This window comes from Amphibiibacter pelophylacis, assembly GCF_037688875.1.
GTDB lineage: Bacteria > Pseudomonadota > Gammaproteobacteria > Burkholderiales > Burkholderiaceae_C > Amphibiibacter > Amphibiibacter pelophylacis.
Map to the genome: position 1 here is coordinate 1 of NZ_JAWDIE010000006.1, position 18,863 is coordinate 18,863.

General features: G+C 66.2%; 21 protein-coding genes and 1 CRISPR repeat array. Of the genes, 13 read left to right on the top strand and 8 right to left on the bottom strand.

The genetic code is table 11. From position 1 onward, the window contains the following. The first annotated feature begins 32 nt into the window (after positions 1-32). Positions 33-960: direct repeats of the CRISPR family, unit length 28 nt; unit sequence GTTCACTGCCGGATAGGCAGCTTAGAAA. A 106-nt stretch (positions 961-1,066) separates the two neighbouring features. The 5 genes from RV045_RS04850 to RV045_RS04870 form a co-directional block, all read right to left on the bottom strand. Further along, positions 1,067-1,720 (bottom strand): DUF6962 family protein, encoded by a 654-nt coding sequence (locus RV045_RS04850; protein ID WP_423234649.1) that lies wholly within the window; start codon positions 1,718-1,720, stop codon positions 1,067-1,069. Positions 1,721-1,860: 140 nt separating this feature from the next. Further along, the gene (locus RV045_RS04855) at positions 1,861-3,213 is read right to left on the bottom strand and encodes a DEAD/DEAH box helicase (protein ID WP_423234650.1); all 1,353 of its coding nucleotides are present in this window, start codon (positions 3,211-3,213) and stop codon (positions 1,861-1,863) included. 229 nt (positions 3,214-3,442) lie between these two features. Further along, a complete protein-coding gene (gene purU, locus RV045_RS04860; protein WP_423234651.1) occupies positions 3,443-4,342 on the bottom strand; it encodes a formyltetrahydrofolate deformylase in 900 nt (299 codons plus the stop codon). A gap of 19 nt (positions 4,343-4,361) precedes the next feature. Further along, positions 4,362-4,571, bottom strand: coding sequence for a zinc-finger domain-containing protein (locus RV045_RS04865; RefSeq protein WP_423234652.1), 210 nt, complete (start codon positions 4,569-4,571; stop codon positions 4,362-4,364). 18 nt (positions 4,572-4,589) lie between these two features. Further along, positions 4,590-5,513 carry a branched-chain amino acid transaminase gene (locus tag RV045_RS04870; RefSeq protein WP_423234653.1) on the bottom strand — a complete coding sequence of 308 codons (924 nt, stop codon included), beginning with the start codon at positions 5,511-5,513 and terminating at the stop codon, positions 4,590-4,592. A gap of 192 nt (positions 5,514-5,705) precedes the next feature. Here RV045_RS04870 and RV045_RS04875 point away from each other — a divergent pair, with 192 nt between their 5' ends. Continuing rightward, positions 5,706-6,113, top strand: coding sequence for a YidB family protein (locus RV045_RS04875; protein ID WP_423234654.1), 408 nt, complete (start codon positions 5,706-5,708; stop codon positions 6,111-6,113). Here the strand turns inward: RV045_RS04875 and RV045_RS04880 are convergent, their stop codons facing one another. From RV045_RS04880 to RV045_RS04890, 3 genes are read right to left on the bottom strand one after another with little or no spacing between them, the layout of a single operon-like run. Continuing rightward, positions 6,114-6,500 carry a BrnA antitoxin family protein gene (locus tag RV045_RS04880; protein ID WP_423234655.1) on the bottom strand — a complete coding sequence of 129 codons (387 nt, stop codon included), beginning with the start codon at positions 6,498-6,500 and terminating at the stop codon, positions 6,114-6,116. After that, positions 6,448-6,822 (bottom strand): BrnT family toxin, encoded by a 375-nt coding sequence (locus tag RV045_RS04885; protein WP_423234656.1) that lies wholly within the window; start codon positions 6,820-6,822, stop codon positions 6,448-6,450. Before RV045_RS04885 ends, RV045_RS04880 begins: the two co-directional genes overlap by 53 nt. Before the next feature lie 38 nt (positions 6,823-6,860). Continuing rightward, entirely contained in the window at positions 6,861-8,297 is a 1,437-nt protein-coding gene (locus RV045_RS04890; RefSeq protein WP_423234657.1) for a serine/threonine-protein kinase, read from the bottom strand. Between the two features lie 48 nt (positions 8,298-8,345). Between RV045_RS04890 and argS the strand changes: the two genes are divergently transcribed. From argS to RV045_RS04950, 12 genes are all read left to right on the top strand, one after another. After that, the gene (argS, locus tag RV045_RS04895) at positions 8,346-10,097 is read left to right on the top strand and encodes an arginine--tRNA ligase (RefSeq protein WP_423234658.1); all 1,752 of its coding nucleotides are present in this window, start codon (positions 8,346-8,348) and stop codon (positions 10,095-10,097) included. A 19-nt stretch (positions 10,098-10,116) separates the two neighbouring features. After that, positions 10,117-11,052, top strand: a complete 936-nt coding sequence (locus RV045_RS04900; RefSeq protein WP_423234659.1) for an SPOR domain-containing protein — start codon at positions 10,117-10,119, stop codon at positions 11,050-11,052. Positions 11,053-11,202: 150 nt separating this feature from the next. Next, positions 11,203-11,892, top strand: a complete 690-nt coding sequence (locus RV045_RS04905) for a thiol:disulfide interchange protein DsbA/DsbL (RefSeq protein WP_423234660.1) — start codon at positions 11,203-11,205, stop codon at positions 11,890-11,892. A gap of 92 nt (positions 11,893-11,984) precedes the next feature. Then, the gene (locus tag RV045_RS04910) at positions 11,985-12,956 is read left to right on the top strand and encodes an ABC transporter ATP-binding protein (protein ID WP_423234661.1); all 972 of its coding nucleotides are present in this window, start codon (positions 11,985-11,987) and stop codon (positions 12,954-12,956) included. Then, entirely contained in the window at positions 12,953-13,774 is an 822-nt protein-coding gene (locus tag RV045_RS04915) for an ABC transporter permease (protein ID WP_423234662.1), read from the top strand. Before RV045_RS04910 ends, RV045_RS04915 begins: the two co-directional genes overlap by 4 nt. Before the next feature lie 19 nt (positions 13,775-13,793). Beyond that, complete coding sequence (locus tag RV045_RS04920; protein ID WP_423234663.1) at positions 13,794-14,042, top strand: BolA family protein; 249 nt, start codon at positions 13,794-13,796, stop codon at positions 14,040-14,042. Positions 14,043-14,097: 55 nt separating this feature from the next. After that, a complete protein-coding gene (gene murA, locus RV045_RS04925; protein WP_423234664.1) occupies positions 14,098-15,402 on the top strand; it encodes a UDP-N-acetylglucosamine 1-carboxyvinyltransferase in 1,305 nt (434 codons plus the stop codon). Continuing rightward, the gene (hisG, locus tag RV045_RS04930) at positions 15,399-16,085 is read left to right on the top strand and encodes an ATP phosphoribosyltransferase (RefSeq protein ID WP_423234665.1); all 687 of its coding nucleotides are present in this window, start codon (positions 15,399-15,401) and stop codon (positions 16,083-16,085) included. The genes murA and hisG overlap by 4 nt, the downstream gene beginning before the upstream one ends. A 17-nt stretch (positions 16,086-16,102) precedes the next feature. Further along, a complete protein-coding gene (hisD, locus tag RV045_RS04935) occupies positions 16,103-17,449 on the top strand; it encodes a histidinol dehydrogenase (RefSeq protein WP_423234666.1) in 1,347 nt (448 codons plus the stop codon). 234 nt (positions 17,450-17,683) lie between these two features. Further along, positions 17,684-18,331 carry a YqiA/YcfP family alpha/beta fold hydrolase gene (locus RV045_RS04940; RefSeq protein ID WP_423234667.1) on the top strand — a complete coding sequence of 216 codons (648 nt, stop codon included), beginning with the start codon at positions 17,684-17,686 and terminating at the stop codon, positions 18,329-18,331. Positions 18,332-18,378: 47 nt separating this feature from the next. Beyond that, positions 18,379-18,606 carry a type II toxin-antitoxin system RelB family antitoxin gene (relB, locus tag RV045_RS04945; protein ID WP_423234668.1) on the top strand — a complete coding sequence of 76 codons (228 nt, stop codon included), beginning with the start codon at positions 18,379-18,381 and terminating at the stop codon, positions 18,604-18,606. Next, positions 18,590-18,859, top strand: a complete 270-nt coding sequence (locus RV045_RS04950) for a type II toxin-antitoxin system RelE family toxin (protein ID WP_423234669.1) — start codon at positions 18,590-18,592, stop codon at positions 18,857-18,859. Before relB ends, RV045_RS04950 begins: the two co-directional genes overlap by 17 nt. The last annotated feature ends 4 nt before the right edge of the window (positions 18,860-18,863 follow it).

Sequence of the window (18,863 nt, forward strand, 5' to 3'; positions counted from 1 at the left end):
GCAGACCTGTTCAGCAGCTTTGCGCTGGGATTGTTCACTGCCGGATAGGCAGCTTAGAAAAGCTTGAGAGATTCGTGCTGCGGTTGCTGTTGGTTCACTGCCGGATAGGCAGCTTAGAAATGGGCGCTCCTGTGCGTCGCATCTCATCGTTTGTTCACTGCCGGATAGGCAGCTTAGAAACAAACAGCACACAGAACAGAGCGGGTCAGGGGGTTCACTGCCGGATAGGCAGCTTAGAAAATGAGGCCACTTGCTGGATTTGTTGCGCGAGGGTTCACTGCCGGATAGGCAGCTTAGAAAACCAGCTCAGGTCGAGCGCCCCAGCAGCATCAGTTCACTGCCGGATAGGCAGCTTAGAAATTCAACCCGGCCAGCCTGATCGCTGGCGCATGGTTCACTGCCGGATAGGCAGCTTAGAAAAACATTTGGGAAGCCCGCCACCAGTCACAAAGGTTCACTGCCGGATAGGCAGCCTAGAAATTGCAGGCCCCGGCCTGCGCTTCGGTGTTGCGGTTCACTGCCGGATAGGCAGCTTAGAAAAGTGTCGAGGCGAAGGCAAGCGCTTAAATTTTGTTCACTGCCGGATAGGCAGCTTAGAAATCGAAAAAATCCGCGCCGATCGCCAGGATCGCGTTCACTGCCGGATAGGCAGCTTAGAAAAAACACAGGCCTGCTCGATGCCGCCAGGCAGTGTTCACTGCCGGATAGGCAGCTTAGAAATACTGACCAACCCGCAATATGGCGCCGGATTCGTTCACTGCCGGATAGGCAGCTTAGAAAACCAGCAGGACCAACAACCGAGCGCCAGACAGGTTCACTGCCGGATAGGCGGCTTAGAAATGTACGTCACCGACCCGGACCATGGCGCAGGCGTTCACTGCCGGATAGGCAGCTTAGAAACGGCCCAGCGCCGCGCTGCGCTGCCGGACGCCGTTCACTGCCGGATAGACAGCCTGGAAATCAAATAATCGCTTGTGCGTGGGATAGCGCTGATACGCCGCCAGGCCGCAGTGCCGTCCTGGCTGTGGCTATGCCTGCTGGGGCGCTCTCAATAGTTGCCAAGCCTTCAAACCGGTCCACAACTTGCACGTAGCCCGCGCCCACCCAGCGCCATCGGAACCACCGCCACCATGACGATCAGGTGATACAGCCCGTTGTGGTCCAGCAGCTCGGCGCCGGGCCAGCGGACTTTCAAAGCCTGCCCCGCCGATGCCGCCAGCAAAAGCACCACGCCCGCCACCATGGCGGGTGATGCGCCCGGACTTCCCTGGCGCAGATGCAAGACGTTAAGCCCCAGCCACAGCAGCATGACAGGCAGATAGTTGACGATGACGACGACAAAGCGGTCGGTCTGCCACAGCACGCTGCTGTAGGCCGCCCACTGCAGCAGCGCCACGGCCACCAGAACGCGCCGCGTCCGCCCCGTAAAAAACTGCTGCGCGGCGGCCAGCAGCACGCAAGCTGTCATGCCGCCCAGCACCATCCAGTTCAGGTGGGTGATGAGGTAGCGGTCCAGGCCACGCGCCTGGACAAAGCCGTGGTCTATGCCGCCCAGCAGCGCCGACAGGCCCAGCAGCGTCAGGCCCAGCGCCCACCAGAAGGCGGCAGAACCGCGCTGCAGGGCGCCGCTGGATGGGCCACGCGCCAGCCATCCTGCAAGGAAAAAAACCTCGCAGGCCAGCATGAAGTTGGTGATAGCCGTGATGGCAATGGCGTCCATGTCCGCGCTCCCGCTCAGGAATGGACGCCAGTGTAGCCACCCGCTGCGGACAGCGGACGGTCAGAAGTCGCTGATCAGGCGCTGCAGGCCGTGACCCAGCGCAACGCTTACGCGCTGCAGGCCATGACCCAGCGCAGCACTTATGCGCTGCGCGTGCGGGGCGCGAAGCCCGAGCGGCCGCCGCGCGAGGGCGACGGTTTGGGGCTGGCGGGCTTGCTGCCACCTCCCGAAGGCGTGGCCGGACGGCCACCGCCGTGCCCGTTGCCCGATGGACGGCGTCCGCCGTTGCCTGCGCCAGCCCCGATGGTCATGCGGCGACCCAGCACGATGGGCTCGGGCCGCTCGTCGGGACGCGGCTCGAAACCGGCCACGGTATGGCGCGGAATCTGCAGCTTGATCAGGCGCTCGATGTCGCGCAGGAAAATATCCTCATCCACGCTGACCAGCGACAAAGCCTCGCCCGTCGCGCCCGCGCGGCCCGTGCGGCCGATGCGGTGGACGTAGTCTTCCGGCACATTGGGCAGCTCGTAGTTGATGACGTGCGGCAGCTGGTCGATGTCGATGCCGCGGGCGGCAATGTCGGTGGCCACCAGCACGCGCAGCTGGCCGGTCTTGAAATCGGCCAGCGCCTTGGTGCGCGCCGACTGGCTCTTGTTGCCGTGGATGGCCATGGCGGTGACGCCCTGGGTGTTCAGAAAATCAACCAGGCGGTTGGCGCCGTGCTTCATGCGCGCGAACACCAGGACCTGGTCCCAGCGGTTGCTCTGGATCAGGTGGGCCAGCAGCTCTTTCTTGCGATCGCGGCTGACGGTGTAAACGCGCTGCTCGATCGATTCAGCGGCCGTGTTGCGGCGCGCGACCTCGATCAGCTCGGGCTGCTTGAGCAGGCGGTCGGCCAGGGCCTTGATCTCGTCGCTGAAGGTGGCCGAGAACAGCAGGCTCTGCTTGTCCTTGGGCACGATGGCCAGGACTTTCTTGATGTCGTGGATGAAGCCCATGTCCAGCATGCGGTCGGCTTCGTCGAGCACGAAAATCTGCACCTGGCTCAGGTCCAGCGTGCCCTGCTGGTGGTGATCCAGCAGGCGGCCGGGCGTGGCGACCAGAATGTCCACGCCTTTTTTCAGGCGCTCGACCTGCGGCTGCATGCCCACACCGCCAAACATGACCATCGAGGTCAGCGGCAGGTATTTGGCGTACTGGCGCACATTTTCTTCGACCTGCGCAGCGAGTTCGCGCGTGGGCGTCAGGATCAGGGCGCGGATGGGCCAGCGGCCTTTGGCGTCTTTGCGCGGTGGCTGGGCCGACAGCAGCTGCAGCATGGGCAGCGTAAAACCGGCCGTCTTGCCGGTACCGGTCTGCGCGCCCGCCAGCACGTCGCCACCGCCCAGAACGAGCGGAATGGCCTTGGCCTGGATGGGGGTGGGGGTCTCGTAACCTTGTTCGCGGACAGCACGCAAAATCGGTGCCGCAAGGCCCAGGGACTCAAAACTCATGGAATACGACCAATAGGACAAACACCCGTCAGGGTGCAGCGGAATCCTCCTTGGCCTTGGCCAATCAGACAGGAGAAAACAGCCAGAAAGTGCAAAAAGGGCGGAAACGAGCCCTGAGAGGGCGTCTGAGGTCCCTTTCATCAAGCTGCGGATTCTATCGAGGAATCTACTCAGCGCCGGAAAGAACCAACCCCCGCAAACAGGGGGGGGGCGCCACCCGGAATTCCGCCTAGCGAAAAACCACCGTGCGCTGACCATTGATCAGCACACGGCGTTCGGCATGCCACCGAAGGGCACGGGCCAGCACCCGGCATTCGATATCGCGGCCCACGGCCGTCAGATCTTCAACCGTCAGGCGATGGTCAACGCGCTCGACATCCTGCTCGATGATGGGGCCTTCGTCGAGGTCAGTTGTCACGTAATGCGCTGTGGCGCCAATGATTTTCACGCCACGGGCGTGCGCCTGGGCGTAGGGGCGGGCGCCCTTGAAGCTGGGCAGAAAGCTGTGATGGATGTTGATGGCGCGGCCGCTGAGCACCTGGCAGAACTCGGGGCTGAGGATCTGCATGTAACGCGCCAGCACCACGGTATCGACCTGATGATCGTGGATCAGCGCCTCGATGCGCTGCTCCTGGGCGCGCTTGGCCGCGTGGTCGCTGCCCGGGGCCAGCGGCAGGTGGTACCACGGCAGGCCGTAGTGGCGCGCCAGCGCTTCGAAATCGGGGTGGTTGGAGACCACGCAGGCCACGTCCACCGGCAGCTGGCGGTTGTGCCAGCGGTAGAGCAGATCGTTCAGGCAGTGCCCGAACCGGCTGACCAGCAGCATCACGCGCGGGCGCTGACCCAGCGCGTGAAAACTGTGCTGCATCTTCAGGGCCTGCGCGGTCGGCGCAAAGCGCTGCTGCAGCGTCTCCAGCACGTCACCGGCAGCGCCGTCATTCTCGGCCAGCGCCTGAACATGCACGCGCATGAAAAATCGCCCCGAAGCGTCGGCCTCGAAGACATCGCCGTACTGCTGCGATTCGACGATGTTGCAGCCAGCTTCGTGCAGCACCTGCGAGACGCGGTGCACGATGCCCGGCGCGTCCGGGCAGGACAGGGTCAGGACGATGTCCTGCAGGGCGCTCATGGGGCTGTCGCGCGGGTGTTCAGTGTCCGCCGCCAGCCACTTCGCCCTCTTTGAGCTGGTACTGCGTGCCGCAGTAGGGGCAGACGCCCCGGCCGGTGTGGCTGATGTCGATGAAAACGCGCGGGTGGCTGTTCCAGGCCGTCATTGACGGATTGGGGCAGCACACCGAGGTGCAGCCGTGCAGTTCGCGGGCGGTGACGATGACGGGGGAGGCTGTCGGAGTGCTCATGACGGAACCTTGGCGCGATCAGGCAGAAACGGGCGTGAGCCAGTGGGCGTACTTGGGGTTGCGGCCGTTCACGATGTCGAAGAAGGCCGACTGGATCTTCTCGGTGATGGGGCCACGCGAGCCCGCGCCCAGGGCGATGCGGTCGAGTTCGCGAATAGGCGTGACTTCAGCGGCGGTGCCGGTGAAGAAGGCCTCGTCGGCGATGTAGACCTCGTCGCGGGTGATGCGCTTCTGGATGATCTCCAGGCCCAGGTCTTTGGCGATGTGGAACACGGTGTTGCGCGTGATCCCGTTGAGCGCACCAGCCGACAGGTCGGGCGTGTAGATTGTGCCGTCCTTGATGACGAAGATGTTCTCGCCCGCGCCTTCCGACACGAAGCCGCTGGAATCCAGCAGCAGCGCTTCGTCGTAGCCGTCGTCCGTGACTTCCATATTGGCCAGGATGGAGTTGGTGTAGTTGGACACCGCCTTGGCCTGCGTCATCGTGATGTTGACGTGGTGGCGTGTGTAGCTGCTGGTCTTGACGCGGATGCCGCGCTTCAGGCCTTCTTCGCCCAGGTAGGCGCCCCAGTTCCAGGCGGCGACCATGGCGTGCACGGTGTTGCCCTTGGGCGAAACGCCCAGCTTCTCGGAGCCCAGCCAGACCAGCGGACGGATGTAGGCGCTGTCCAGCGCGTTTTCGCGCACGACCTGACACTGCGCGGCATTGAGCTGATCGGCCGTCCAGGTGATGGGCATGCGCAGGATCTTGCTGCTGTTGAGCAGGCGCTGGGTGTGTTCCTGCAGGCGGAAAATCGCGGTGCCCTTGTCGGTTTTGTAAGCGCGCACGCCTTCGAAAGCGCCGCAGCCGTAGTGCAGGGTGTGCGTCAGCACGTGGACTTTGGCGTCGCGCCAGTCGACCAGCTGGCCGTCCATCCAGATTTTTCCGTCTCTGTCATCCATTGTCAGCGCCATGGTCCTGCTCCGCATCCAGTTGTCGTTGAAGCAACAATTCTAGCCGCAGCCGTGGCCTTGTGCGCCTGGCCGGGGGCGTCGTGCGTGGCGGGTGTCCGGTGGCGGCTTGTCTGGCGTCGGGCTGCAGTACAGTGCGGACTCTTGTATTTGCAACCGGGCGCTGCGGCGCAGGAGATCACGATGGGACTGTTCGATAAAGTGGCTGAGATGGCTGCAGGCGTCATGGGCGGCCAGGGCGGCAACGGCAACCTGATCGGCGCGCTGGTCAGCGTTCTGGGTCAGCAGGAAGGTGGCCTGCAGGGCCTGATGGCCAAGGCGCAGCAGCTGGGCCTGGGCGACATCGTCCAGTCCTGGATCGGCAAGGGCGCCAACGAGCCCATCGCCCCCGGTCAGGTCAGCGAACTGCTGGGCACGGACACTGTCAACCAGCTGGCCAGCAAAGTGGGCACGACCGCCCCCGAAGTCACGGACCAGCTCAGCCAGCTTCTGCCCGGCCTGATCGACCGCATCAGCCCCAACGGCCAGCTGCCCACCGGCGGCATCGCCGAAATCGCCCAGCAGGCGCTGGGTTCGCTGTTCAAGCGCTGATCAGGGCTTGTCTGGTGTGCGGGCTTCCTGCAGCACTTCGCGCAGGGCCTGCTTGATCGTTTCCAGTGGCGCTGACCCTGCGCTCCCGCCTTGAGTTGACAGCGCTGCACGCAGCGTACTGTTAATCAGCGACTGATAGCCACGCCCACCCGCTAGAGCCTTGAACTGATCCACCACCGTCCGATCCAGCGAGATCGTGATGCGCTGGCGCCCCTTTTCAGAATCCGCCAGAACCTGCGCCAGCGGCCGAAGGCGCACCGCTTCCGCTTCGGTCAATTCCGGGCTCTCGTCGTCGGGCTGACCGGCGTGGGGCGCGGCATCTGCTCTGGCCCAGTCAATGGCGGGTCTGGGTTCGCCAACGGATAGCGTCAACCATTTTTTGCTCACGATCATTGGCCTTTCTGAGTGAAATAATCCGCATGATGTGCGGTTCTGGCTGACAGAAAACCACCACCATCAGGCGGCTGCTGATGTCGTTGTACCCCCGGAAACGCGGCTCAGGATAGGCGTTGCGCAAGTCTTCGATCACAAGCATGGCGTCACTGGCAGGCGGGAACATGGCTATGGCCTGCAGCAGACCAATGCCGTGTTTGACGATGTTGGATTCGTTTTTGCCTGGATCACATTCGAACTTCATGGGCAACTCCTGTTTTTGTTGTTGTGTGGAGTAGTTTGAAAGATTCAGACAACATTGATTATGCATGTTCATGCATAAGAGTCAATCGTCGCATCTCTTGATAGTCCTCCTCAGCGGCTCGGCGGCAGAATCTGTCTCGGGTGGGCCAGCGATTCGTGGGCGGCGTGCAGGCGGCGCACCAGCACCTGAATGAAGGCCTGGTCGAAGCAGTGGCGGGTTTCGGCGCTGAACTGCGCCATGCTTTCTACTGTCAGGCCCAGCGCCGTGGTGGCTTCGCTGGCGCGCACCAGTGCGCTGTGCTGGCGCAGTTCGGGGCTGGGGGCCAGATAGGCCATCTCGCCGACCGAGGTGCCGCTGCCCAGATCGGCCACGCGCAGATCGCCCCGGAAAACCTCGACCCGGCCACGGCCCAGAATGTAAAAGCGCCCGCCGATTTCGCCGGGGGTGAAGAGCGCCTCGCCCGCCGCAAAACGCTGCCAGTGGCCGCGCCGGGCCACTTCCCACAGCTGCACGTCGTTGAATCCGCCAAAAAACTCCAGCCCGCGCAGCAGCGCAAAGCGTTCGGTGTCCAGCACCTCCTGCTGGCTGGCCTGGCCCAGATCGCCCCGGCTGACCAGATCGGCGAGCTGCTGCGCCACCTGCGCCCAGTCGGGCCAGCGCTCAGCCGGGTCTTTGGCCAAGCCGCGCGCCACCAGCGCGACCAGCGCGGGCGGCAGGTTCTGGCGGCGCTGGTCCAGCAGCAGCGGCGTCTGGCTGTAAATCTGGTGGACCAGCATGCCGTGGTTGGCGGCCTCGAAGGGCGCGCGCCCGGCGATCAGGTGGTAGAGCACCGCACACAGCGCGTACTGGTCGGCGCGGTGATCCAGATCCTTGCCATCGAGCTGCTCGGGCGGCATGTAAGACAGCGATCCCACGCGGAAGACCTGCGTCTGGTCTGAGGTGAAATTGAAGGCGCTGCCGAAATCCGAAATCTTCACATCCAGGCCGTGCCCGCCGCTGCGCGAGTAGAGAATGTTGGCCGGTTTGATGTCGCGGTGCACCACGCCCTGGCGGTAAACATGGTCCAGCGCCTGCGCGCACTTGAAGCCCGCGTCCACCACCTGATCCAGCGGCAGCAGGTGGTCGGCGGCGCAGAACTCGCGCAGCGTGCCGCCGGGCACGTACTCCATCACCAGAAAAGGCGGCTGCGCGTGCGCGTCAGCATCCAGAATCTGGACGATGTTGGGGTGGTTCAGCCGCCCGACCAGTGCGGCTTCTGCGGCAAAAAATCGCGGCAGGAAATCGGTCTCGCCCTCGCAGGCGCCTTCCTGCTGGACCAGCATGCGTTTGATGGCGACCAGGCGCGAGCTGAAATCGTCGCGCGCCAGAAACACTTCGGCGGTGGCGCCACTGCCCAGACGCTGCATCACGCGGTAGCGCCCGATGTGGCCGGGCAGGCCCGTGGCGCTGGCGGCCCCGGGCGGGTCTGAAGCGGCGTGCGCAGGCAGCGCCTCGCCCGCCTGCGGCCGACGCTGGCCCGCGGCCCAACTGGGGAAAAAGCGCTTCATCCCCGAAGTGTGACCGCTTGGCAACGGGGCGCCGTTAAAATAAGCGCCATGATTCAAGCCAAAAAACACCTTCAGCAGGCGCTGGACGCCGTGCTGGTCCGACTTTCGCCCCCCGACGCGCCGGTACGCGCCACCCTCGAACTGCCGCGCCAGGCCGCCCACGGCGATTTCGCCATCACCGCCGCCATGGCGCTGGCGCGCCCCCTGCGCCAGCCCCCGCGCGAAGTCGCCCAGGCGCTGGTTGCCGCGCTGGAGCAGGAAGAGGCCTTTCGCCAGCACGTCGAATCGATGGAGCTGGCGGGCCCCGGCTTCATCAACCTGCGTCTGAAGGCCGCCAGCCGCCAGGCGGTGATCGCCGAAGTGCTGGCTGCCACCGACGCCTTCGGCCACCAGCCGCCGCATGAGCAGCGCGTGATGGTCGAGTTCGTCTCGGCCAACCCGACGGGGCCGCTGCACGTGGGCCACGCCCGCCAGGCGGCGCTGGGCGACAGCCTGTGCCGCCTCTTCGCCACCCAGGGCTGGCAGGTGGCCCGCGAGTTTTACTACAACGACGCGGGCGCGCAGATTCACAACCTGGCGCTGTCGGTGCAGGCGCGCCTGCGCGGCCACGAGCCCGGCTCCGACGAAGCGCCCAACCCCGATTGGCCCAAAGACGGCTACCGGGGCGAGTACATCATGGACATCGCCCGCGAATTTGCCGCGCGCGCCAGCGTCCAGGCCGACGACCGCAGCACCACCGCCAGCGGCGACGCGGACGATCTGGACAGCATCCGCGAGTTCGCCGTGGCCTATCTGCGCCGCGAGCAGGATCTGGACCTGCGCGCCTTCGATCTGCGCTTCGACCGCTACTTCCTGGAGAGCAGCCTGTACACCAGCGGCCAGGTCGAGGCGACGGTGTCGGCGCTGGTCGCCGCCGGTCACACCTTCGAGCAGGACGGCGCCCTGTGGCTGCGCACCACCGATTACGGCGACGACAAGGACCGCGTCATGCGCAAGGCGGATGGCAGCGGCTACACCTATTTCGTGCCAGACGTGGCCTACCACGTGGACAAGTTCCGCCGGGGCTATCACAAGGTCATCAACGTGCAGGGCACCGACCACCACGGCACCATCGCCCGCGTGCGCGCCGGGCTGCAGGCGCTGGACATCGGCGTGCCGGGCGGTTTCCCCGATTACGTGCTGCACAAGATGGTCAAAGTCATGCGCGGCGGGCAGGAGGTGAAGCTGTCCAAGCGCGCGGGCAGCTATGTCACGCTGCGCGATCTGGTCGAGATGACCAGCAAGGACGCCGTGCGCTTTTTCCTGGTCAGCCGCAAAGCCGACACCGAGTACGTTTTCGATGTCGATCTGGCCGTGCAGCACAGCGACGACAACCCGGTGTTCTATGTGCAGTACGCCCACGCGCGCATCTGCTCGGTGCTGGCGCAGTACGCGGCACGCACCGGCCTGCCCGCTGATGTGCTCGATGCGGCCTGGCTTGAGCACCTGCGCAGCGCCGATCTGGCCCTGCTGACCGACCCGCTGGAGCTGGCGCTGATGTCGCGCCTGGCCGAATTCCCCGACATGCTGACCCGCGCCAGTGTTGGTCTGACGCCACACGACGTGGCCTTTTACTTGCGCGACCTGGCAGCGTCTTTCCATTCCACTTATGGAGGGGTGAGATTCCTTGTGGATGATGCGACACTGGCGGCCGCACGCATGGCGCTCCTCTGGTCGACGGCGCAAGTGTGTCGTAACGCATTGCAGGTTTTGGGGGTCTCGGCCCCGCAGCGGCTGGAGCGTGCAGCTGCCCCCGACTGATCTTTTGCAGGAATTCCGTATGTCTTTTCAAGAGTCCCGTCCCTCCAGCGCCACGGTGTTCCGGCCCCGTCGCGCGGACGCCCAGGCAGCCGCCCGGCCGGTGACACAGTCCCGCTTCCAGGCGGGTGGTTTTGGTATCGGCCTGGTCATCGGCCTGCTGCTGGCCCTGGCTGCCGCCCTGATCGCGGCGCTGGTCATCACCCGCACCCCCGCGCCTTTTGTGGACAAGGTGCCGTCGTCCAGCGCGACCGATCGCCTGCCCATGACCGACCCGAACGCCGGCCTGAGCTCGGCGAGCAACTCCACCAAGGTCGTCACCCCGAACCAGCCCGCGCCCGAGCCGGCCGCCCCCGAGCCCGGCGCACAGCTGGCGACCGGCATGGACGATGCCCCGGCTGTGCCTGCGCCCACGGTGCCCAGCACCGCCACGCTGCCGTCGACGGCCCAGGCGCCAGCTGCACCTGCAGCGCCGGCCGCCCCGCCGGCCCGTGTCGCGGCCCTGACGCCGCCTGCCGCAGTGCTGCCCCCGGCGGTTGACCCGGCTGAAGCCGCCCGCAAGGCGAAAGAGGCCAAAGATGCCGCCGACCGCAAAGCCAAGCTCGCTGCCGAGCGCAAGGCCAAGGCCGAAGCTCTGGCCGCCGCAAAAGCCCGCGATGCCGACGCCATCCTGAATGGGGGCCAGGCCAGCGCGCCCGCGCCGCAGGCTCCGGCGGCCCAGAACCAGCGCACCTACGTTCAGGCCGGGGCTTTCTCCAGCCGCGAGCAGGCCGACCGCCAGCGTGCGCAGCTGACACTGCAGGGCTATGTGGTTCAGGTGCAGGAGCGCCAGGTCAACGGCAACACGATTTACCGCGTGCGCCTGGGACCTTTTGCCCGCCGCGCCCAGGCCGAAGTGGCCCAGGCCGAGCTGCAGGCCATGAGCGTGCCGTCCATGGTGGTGGGCGGCGGCAACTGAGCCTGGTGGCGCGGGTGGGGTGGGGAACTTCGCCGCACCCTGGCCCTCCAACCGCTGGGGTGGCCGCAGGGCCATAGGCCCCGACCGTCGCGCACCGGGCCGCTTCAGGCCATACTGTGCGCTGTGTTCCATCCAGTCCATCCATATCTCATGAACCGACGCGAATTTGTGGGCAGCACCGCTGCCCTGTGCCTTGTGACCGCTCCTTTGCTGGCCCGTGCCCAGACGGCAGCGGCGCCTGCAGCCGGTGCTGCGATGTCCGCCGCAGCGCCCAAGGTGGGGGTCAATTTCAACCGTCTGCCCAAGCCCGCGCCGGTGTCCGTGCCCAAGGGCAAGGTCGAGGTGCTGGAGTTTTTCTCTTACGCCTGCCCGCACTGTTTCCACTACCACGACGCCTTCGACGCCTGGGCGGCCAAAGTGCCCGAGAACGTCGTCGTGACCCTGGTCCCCGTCGGCTTCAACCCCACTTACACCCGCCTTCAGCGCATGCACTACACGCTGCAGGCGCTGGGGCTGATGAATACAGCGCTGAGCACCCGCATTTACAACACCATCCACGTGGATGGCAACCGTCTGGACACCAACGCGCTGGAGCAGGCTTTCGTCAAGTCACTGGGCGTGGACTGGGCCAAGTACCAGCAGGTGACCCAGTCGTTTGCTGTGGTCGGTAAACAGCGTCAGGCCCAGTCGCTGATGCAGGCCTATAAAATCCAGGGCACCCCCACGCTGGGCGTGCAGGGCCTGTACACCACGGATCTGGGCATGACCGGCGGTCCGGAAGGCTCGTTTGCAGTGCTGGACTATCTGATTGGCCGCGTGGCCGAAGGCAAACCCGCCTGATCTTTTTCTCTGACCTGGCCGCCTGTCCGTGACGGGCGCCTGGCCCAAAGCAGCGTGACAGCGGCTTTGGGTTTTGGTTTTTCTGGAGTGCCATGAGCGCGCAGGACACAATTTCCCCGCAAACCCCATCCCCGGCCGCGCCGGATCGCCACGCGGCCGTGGTGTTCGAGCAGGTGCACAAAACCTACCCGGGCGGCTTCCAGGCGCTGCAGGGGGTCGATTTCCAGATCATGCCGGGCGAATTTTTCGGCCTGCTGGGCCCTAACGGCGCGGGCAAGACCACGCTGATCAGCCTGCTGGCCGGGCTGTCGCAGGCCACGTCGGGCCGCGTCACCGTGATGGGTCACGACGTGCGCGCCGATTTCGCCACCGCGCGCAAGCTGCTGGGCGTGGTCCCGCAGGAGCTGGTTTTTGATCCGTTTTTCAGCGTGCGCGAATCGCTGGTGCAGCAGAGCGGCTATTTTGGCGTGCGCGGCAACGGCGCCTGGATCGACGAGGTGCTGGAAGGCCTGGGCCTGGCCGACAAGGCACGCGCGAACATGCGCCAGCTCTCGGGTGGCATGAAGCGCCGGGTGCTGGTGGCGCAGGCGCTGGTGCACAAACCGCCCGTCATCGTGCTGGACGAGCCCACCGCCGGGGTGGATGTCGAACTGCGCCAGACGCTGTGGCAGTTCATCAGCCGCCTCAACCGCCAGCAGGGCTGCGCGGTGCTGCTGACCACGCACTATCTGGAAGAGGCCGAAGCTCTGTGCCAGCGCATTGCCATGCTCAAAAAAGGGCGCGTCGTGGCGCTGGACAGCACCAGCCGTCTGCTCTCCAAGGCCTCGCAGAACCTGCTGGTGTTCAAGACCGACGACACGCTGCCGCCCGATCTGGCGGCCGAAGCCCGTGTGACGGGCCGCGTGGTGCAGATGCGCTGCGCGGACGCTGCGGGGCTGGAGCTGCTGCTGCAGCGCCTGCGCCAGGGCGGCGTGCGCGTCGAAGATGTCGAACTGGCGCGCACCGCGCTGGAGGATGTCTTTCTGGACATCATGGGCGAGAGCGCCGAAGGAGAATCCGCATGAAGCCCGCCGTATCCCGCCTGCCCACGTCGGCCATCGCCTGGAACGACCCGGCGCTGTGGCGCCTCGACGGCGCCCGCGCCCTGTGGCGCAAAGAGGTGCTGCGCTTCTGGAAAGTCGGTTTCCAGACCATCGCCGCGCCGGTGCTGACCGCCATGCTTTACCTGCTGATTTTCGGCCATGTGCTGGACAAGCACGTGCAGGTGTTCGACGGCGTGCCCTACACCAGCTTCCTGATCCCGGGGCTGGTGATGATGAGCGTGCTGCAGAACGCCTTTGCCAACACCTCGTCCTCGCTGATCCAGAGCAAGGTCACGGGCAACCTGATTTTCCTGCTGCTGACGCCGCTCTCCCCCGCCGCCTGGTTTGCGGGCTATGTGGGGGGCGCCGTGGTGCGGGGTCTGGCGGTGGGCGTGGGCGTGCTGGCGGTGTCGCTGTGGGCGGGTCTGCCCTGGCCCGCGCAACCGGCCTGGGTGCTGATTTTTGGCGTGCTGGGCGCGACGCTGATGGGCGCGCTGGGCCTGGTCGCCGGGCTGTGGGCCGAGAAGTTTGACCAGCTCGCGGTCTTCCAGAACTTCATCATCCTGCCCATGACCTTCCTGGCCGGGGTGTTCTACTCGGTCCAGGGCCTGCCCGCGCTGTGGCAGGTCGTCAGCCACCTGAACCCCTTCTTTTACATGATCGACGGCTTCCGCCACGGCTTTTTCGGCCAGGGCGACGTCTCTCCGTGGCTCAGCCTGCTCATCGTGGGCACCGCCAACCTGGCCGTGGTGGCCTGGGCGCTCAACCTGCTGCGCACCGGCTACCGCATCCGCAGCTGATTTTTCAGGCAGAACCGACATGAATCCCAGCCCCGACGACGTTCACCGCTACCTGGCCCAGGGCCTGGCCTGCGACCACCTGCAGGTTGAAGGAGACGGACGGCATTTTTTCGCCACCGTGGTCTCGCCCGATTTTGACGGCCTCTCGCGCGTGCAGCGCCACCAGCGCGTTTACGCCGCACTGGGCGAGCGCATGCGCGAGGAAATCCACGCCCTGTCCATGAAGCTGCACACCCCCGCCGAGTGGGCGCAGCGCGTCGCGCCTTAAACTGGCGGATTCGATTCCTTCTTCTTTTTTCCGGTCTTTTTTGCGGGAACACATCATGGACAAACTCGTCATCCGCGGCGGCAACCCCCTGCGCGGCCGCATCGACATCGCAGGCGCCAAGAACGCGGCCCTGCCCGAACTGTGCGCGGCGCTGCTGGTGCCCGGCCCGGTGACGCTGCGCAACGTGCCCGCGCTGCACGATGTGGCGACCATGCTGGCGCTGCTGGGCAATATGGGCGTGACCATCGACCGCCAGGCCGACGGCACGGTGGTGCTCAATGCCGCCGACATCCACACCCCGGAAGCGCCCTACGAACTGGTCAAGACCATGCGCGCCGCCGTGCTGGCGCTGGGCCCTTTGATGGCGCGCTTTGGTCACGCCAAGGTCTCGCTGCCGGGGGGCTGCGCAATTGGCGCGCGGCCCGTCGAGCAGCACATCAAGGGTCTGGAGGCCATGGGCGCCCACATCAGCGTCGAGCATGGCTACATGATCGCCAGCCTGCCGCCGGGCCAGAAGCGCCTGCGCGGCGCCCGCATCAAGACCGACATGGTCACGGTGACGGGTACCGAAAACTTCCTCATGGCCGCCGCGCTGGCTGACGGCGTCACCGTGCTTGAAAACGCCGCGCAGGAGCCCGAGATCCCCGATCTGGCCGAGCTGCTGATCAAAATGGGCGCGCGCATCGAAGGCCACGGCACGCCGCGCATCACCATCGAAGGCGTCGAAGCGCTGCACAGCGCCGCGCACACCGTGGTCGCCGACCGCATCGAGGCGGGCACTTTCCTGTGCGCCGTGGCCGCGACCGGTGGCGATGTCGTCCTGAAAAACGCCCGGGGCGATCACCTGGACGCGGTGATCACCAAGCTGCGCAACGCGGGCGCGGCAGTGACGGCGGTGGACGGCGGCCTGCGCATCCACTGCGCGGGACCGGCCTGGTCGCACCTGCAGGCGCAGAGCTTCCGCACCACCGAATACCCCGGGTTCCCGACCGACATGCAGGCGCAGTTCATGGCGCTGAACTGCGTTTCGCGCGGTGATTCGCTGTGCATGGAAACCATTTTCGAGAACCGCTTCATGCACGTGGACGAGCTCAAGCGCCTGGGCGCGCAGATTCGCATCGACGGCAAGGTCGCGGTGGTTGACGGCCTGCCGCAGCTCTCCGGTGCGACGGTGATGGCGACCGATCTGCGCGCTTCGGCCAGCCTGGTCATCGCGGGCCTGGTCGCCGAGGGCGAAACCACCGTCGAACGCATCTATCACCTGGACCGGGGCTACGACCGCATGGAAGACAAGCTGCGCGCCCTGGGCGCCGACATCCAGCGCGTGAGTGACAAGCCCTCTGACAAGGCCAGCGCATGAGCCTCCCGCCGCTGACCCTGGCCCTGTCCAAAGGCCGGATTTTTGACGAAACCCTGCCGCTGCTGGCCCAGGCCGGCATCGAGGTGCTGGAAGACCCGGCGCGCTCGCGCAAGCTCATCCTGCCAACCAACCAGGACGGCCTGCGCGTGGTGCTGGTGCGCGCCACCGACGTGCCCACCTATGTGCAGCAGGGCGGCGCCGACATCGGCGTGGCCGGGCGCGACATCCTGATCGAGCACGTGGCCCAGCACGTCGGCTGGGGCGCTTCGGGCCTGTATCAGCCCCTCGATCTGGGCATCGCCCGCTGCCGCATGAGCGTGGCCTGCCCCGAAGGCTTTGACTACGCCGCCCGCGTGCGCCAGGGCGCGCGGCTGCGCGTGGCCACCAAATACACGCACATCGCCCGCGAGCACTTTGCGCGCAAGGGCGTGCACGTCGATGTGATCAAGCTCTACGGCTCGATGGAGCTGGCGCCCCTGACCGGCCTGGCCGACGTCATCGTCGATCTGGTGTCCACCGGCGCGACGCTCAAGGCCAACCACCTGGTCGAGGTCGAGGCCATCATGGACATCAGCTCGCATCTGGTCGTCAACCAGGCGGCGCTCAAGCTGCGCCAGGCCCAGATCCGCCCCCTGATCGATGTCTTTGCCCGCGCCTGCGCCCCCGAAGCGCAGAGCGCCTGACTGCGGAGAACTGCCCAATGAATGCCCCTGTGAACGATCTTGCGGCTCTGGCCCCACTGGAGATACGCCGCCTGTCCACGGCCGATGCCGGTTTTGACGCCGCGCTGGACCATCTGCTGCGCGTGCCCACCGATTCCGACCCCGGCATCGCCGAGCGCACCGCCGCCATCGTGAACGATGTCCGCCAGCGCGGCGACGCCGCCGTGCTGGATTACACCCGCCGCTTCGACCGCCTGGACGCGCCCTCCGTGGCCGCGCTGGAGCTGGGTCAGGCCGACCTGAAAGCGGCATTTGAGGACCTGCCCGCCGCCCAGCGTCAGGCGCTGGAGGACGCTACGCGGCGCGTGCGCGCCTACCACGAGCGCCAGCTTCAGGCCTGCGGCCAGGGCTTCCAGTACCGCGACGAGGACGGCACCCTGCTGGGCCAGAAGGTCACGCCGCTGGACCGCGTGGGCGTTTACGTGCCCGGCGGCAAGGCGGCCTATCCGTCCAGTGTGCTGATGAACGTCGTCCCGGCGCACGTCGCGGGTTGCGGCGAAATCATCATGGTCGTGCCTACGCCGGGTGGCGAGCGCAATCCGCTCGTGCTGGCTGCGGCCTACATCGCAGGCGTCAGCCGCGCCTTCACCCTGGGCGGCGCCCAGGCCGTGGCCGCGCTGGCTTACGGCACGGCCACAGTGCCGCGCGTGGACAAGATCACCGGCCCGGGCAACGCCTACGTGGCCGAAGCCAAGCGCCTGGTGTTCGGCCAGGTCGGCATCGACATGATTGCCGGGCCTAGCGAGATTCTTGTCCTGGCCGACGGCAGCACCCCACCCGACTGGGTGGCCATGGACCTGTTCAGCCAGGCCGAGCACGACGAGCTGGCGCAGAGCATCCTGCTGTCGCCCGACGCGGCCTACCTGGACGCCGTGCAGGCCGCCATGGACCGCCTGCTGCCCACGCTGCCGCGCCGGGACATCATCCGTGCCTCGCTGCAGGGGCGTGGCGCGCTGATCTACACGCGCGACATGGCCGAGGCCTGCGCCATCAGCAACCGCGTTGCGCCCGAGCACCTGGAGGTCTCCAGCAGCGAGCCCGAGCGCTGGGAGCCGCTGCTGCGCCACGCCGGGGCCATTTTCCTGGGCCAGTACACCAGCGAATCGCTGGGCGACTACTGCGCCGGGCCCAACCACGTGCTGCCAACCAGCGGCACGGCGCGCTTTTCCAGCCCGCTGGGTGTCTACGATTTCCAGAAGCGCTCCAGCCTGATCGGCGTCAGCGCGGCCGGGGCGCAGGTGCTGGGCCGCATCGCCGTCACCCTGGCCGAGGGCGAAGGCCTGCAGGCCCACGCTCAGGCTGCGGCCTTGCGCCTGCAACCCTGATTTTTCGGCGGCTCTTTCGGGTTAATCCTGGCTGGCAGACGCTGTGATCGAAGTTACAGTTCATCCACTGGATCAGCGGCTCAGCCGCCGATCCGGAGGATGAGGAGACATTGTCCTGAATAGAGGGAAGGACACACGCCAGCCAGCAGGCTGGCGTTTTTTTTTACCGTCCAGCCAGCAGGCTGGCGTTTTTTGGCGCTGGCGCTTTCTTTCCCGCCTCTGGAGCTCCACCGCATGAACACAATCCCAAACGGCTGGCCCGCGCGCGTGCTGTATCTGCACGGCTTCCGGTCGTCGCCGCTGTCGGCCAAGGCGCGTTTCGTGCGCGAGCGTCTGGCGCAGGACGCGCCCGCCACGCAGTGGCTGTGTCCGCAGCTGCCTGCATCGCCCGCCGCCGCGATGGCGCTGATCCTGGAGCTCACCGCCTGCTGGCCGCGCGGCGATGGCGGCACGCTGGTCATGGGCTCGTCGCTGGGCGGCTTTTATGCCGTGCAGGCCGCGCACGCGCTGCAGGCACGGGCGGTGCTGCTCAACCCGGCGGTGTCGCCCGAGCGCGATCTGGCCCGCCACCTGGGCTTGCAGACGCAGTGGCACGATCCGGCACAGCGGCTGGATTTCCGCCCCGAATTTCTGCCCGAGCTGCAGGCGCAGCAGGCCGCGATCGCGCGTGAAGGCATGCGCGAGCGCCTGAGCCCCACCAGCGCTTTCGCCCTGATCACCCAGGGCGACGAGGTGCTGGACTGGCGCGAGATGCACAGTGCGCACGCCAGCGCGCGTTGCCACGTACTGCCCGGCGGCGATCACGCCATTTCGGATTTCGCGCAGCACTGGCCGCTGATCGCCGCCTTTATCCGCCAGCCGCCCGAAACTTCAGCGCAGTGACTGGCCCAGTGCGATAAGCGTATCGCAACCCGATTCTGGAGGCTGTCATGCCCATGTCCCTGCGCCTGCCCGGTGATGTCGAGGCCCGGCTGAAAAAACTGGCTGATCTGACCGGCCGCAGCAAAACCTATTACGCCACCGAGGCCATCTGCGAGCACATCGAAGATCTCGAGGATTACTACTTGGCCGAGCAGCGTCTGGCCGATATCCGGGCTGGACGGACCGAGACCGTACCGCTGGAAGACGTCCTGAGGGAATATGGCCTGGCGGATTGATTTCGACCCCGCAGCCCGGCGCGAACTGGCCCGGCTCGACCCGCAGCAGTCGCGCCGCGTCCTGGCCTTTCTGCGCGAGCGCGTGGCCGTATTGGAGGACCCGCGCAGTATCGGTGGTGCTTTGACCGGCGCGCGACTGGGCAGCTTCTGGAAATACCGGGTAGGCGACTGCCGCATCATCGCCAGCATTGAAGACGGTGCCCTGCGCATCCTGGTGGTGCGCATCGGCAACCGCCGCGACATTGACCGCTGAGCGG

Excerpts from the sequence above, each read along its gene's own strand:
- RV045_RS04875 (WP_423234654.1), top strand. The coding sequence starts at position 5,706 with ATGGGACTGTTCGATAAAGTGGCTGAGATGGCTGCAGGCGTCATGGGC.
- argS (WP_423234658.1), top strand. The coding sequence starts at position 8,346 with ATGATTCAAGCCAAAAAACACCTTCAGCAGGCGCTGGACGCCGTGCTG.
- RV045_RS04950 (WP_423234669.1), top strand. The coding sequence starts at position 18,590 with ATGGCCTGGCGGATTGATTTCGACCCCGCAGCCCGGCGCGAACTGGCC.
- RV045_RS04890 (WP_423234657.1), bottom strand. The coding sequence starts at position 8,297 with ATGAAGCGCTTTTTCCCCAGTTGGGCCGCGGGCCAGCGTCGGCCGCAG.
- RV045_RS04915 (WP_423234662.1), top strand. The coding sequence starts at position 12,953 with ATGAAGCCCGCCGTATCCCGCCTGCCCACGTCGGCCATCGCCTGGAAC.
- relB (WP_423234668.1), top strand. The coding sequence starts at position 18,379 with ATGCCCATGTCCCTGCGCCTGCCCGGTGATGTCGAGGCCCGGCTGAAA.
- RV045_RS04905 (WP_423234660.1), top strand. The coding sequence starts at position 11,203 with ATGAACCGACGCGAATTTGTGGGCAGCACCGCTGCCCTGTGCCTTGTG.
- RV045_RS04900 (WP_423234659.1), top strand. The coding sequence starts at position 10,117 with ATGTCTTTTCAAGAGTCCCGTCCCTCCAGCGCCACGGTGTTCCGGCCC.
- RV045_RS04850 (WP_423234649.1), bottom strand. The coding sequence starts at position 1,720 with ATGGACGCCATTGCCATCACGGCTATCACCAACTTCATGCTGGCCTGC.
- RV045_RS04865 (WP_423234652.1), bottom strand. The coding sequence starts at position 4,571 with ATGAGCACTCCGACAGCCTCCCCCGTCATCGTCACCGCCCGCGAACTG.
- RV045_RS04885 (WP_423234656.1), bottom strand. The coding sequence starts at position 6,822 with ATGAACATGCATAATCAATGTTGTCTGAATCTTTCAAACTACTCCACA.
- murA (WP_423234664.1), top strand. The coding sequence starts at position 14,098 with ATGGACAAACTCGTCATCCGCGGCGGCAACCCCCTGCGCGGCCGCATC.
- purU (WP_423234651.1), bottom strand. The coding sequence starts at position 4,342 with ATGAGCGCCCTGCAGGACATCGTCCTGACCCTGTCCTGCCCGGACGCG.
- RV045_RS04940 (WP_423234667.1), top strand. The coding sequence starts at position 17,684 with ATGAACACAATCCCAAACGGCTGGCCCGCGCGCGTGCTGTATCTGCAC.
- hisG (WP_423234665.1), top strand. The coding sequence starts at position 15,399 with ATGAGCCTCCCGCCGCTGACCCTGGCCCTGTCCAAAGGCCGGATTTTT.
- RV045_RS04910 (WP_423234661.1), top strand. The coding sequence starts at position 11,985 with ATGAGCGCGCAGGACACAATTTCCCCGCAAACCCCATCCCCGGCCGCG.
- RV045_RS04855 (WP_423234650.1), bottom strand. The coding sequence starts at position 3,213 with ATGAGTTTTGAGTCCCTGGGCCTTGCGGCACCGATTTTGCGTGCTGTC.
- hisD (WP_423234666.1), top strand. The coding sequence starts at position 16,103 with ATGAATGCCCCTGTGAACGATCTTGCGGCTCTGGCCCCACTGGAGATA.
- RV045_RS04870 (WP_423234653.1), bottom strand. The coding sequence starts at position 5,513 with ATGGATGACAGAGACGGAAAAATCTGGATGGACGGCCAGCTGGTCGAC.
- RV045_RS04920 (WP_423234663.1), top strand. The coding sequence starts at position 13,794 with ATGAATCCCAGCCCCGACGACGTTCACCGCTACCTGGCCCAGGGCCTG.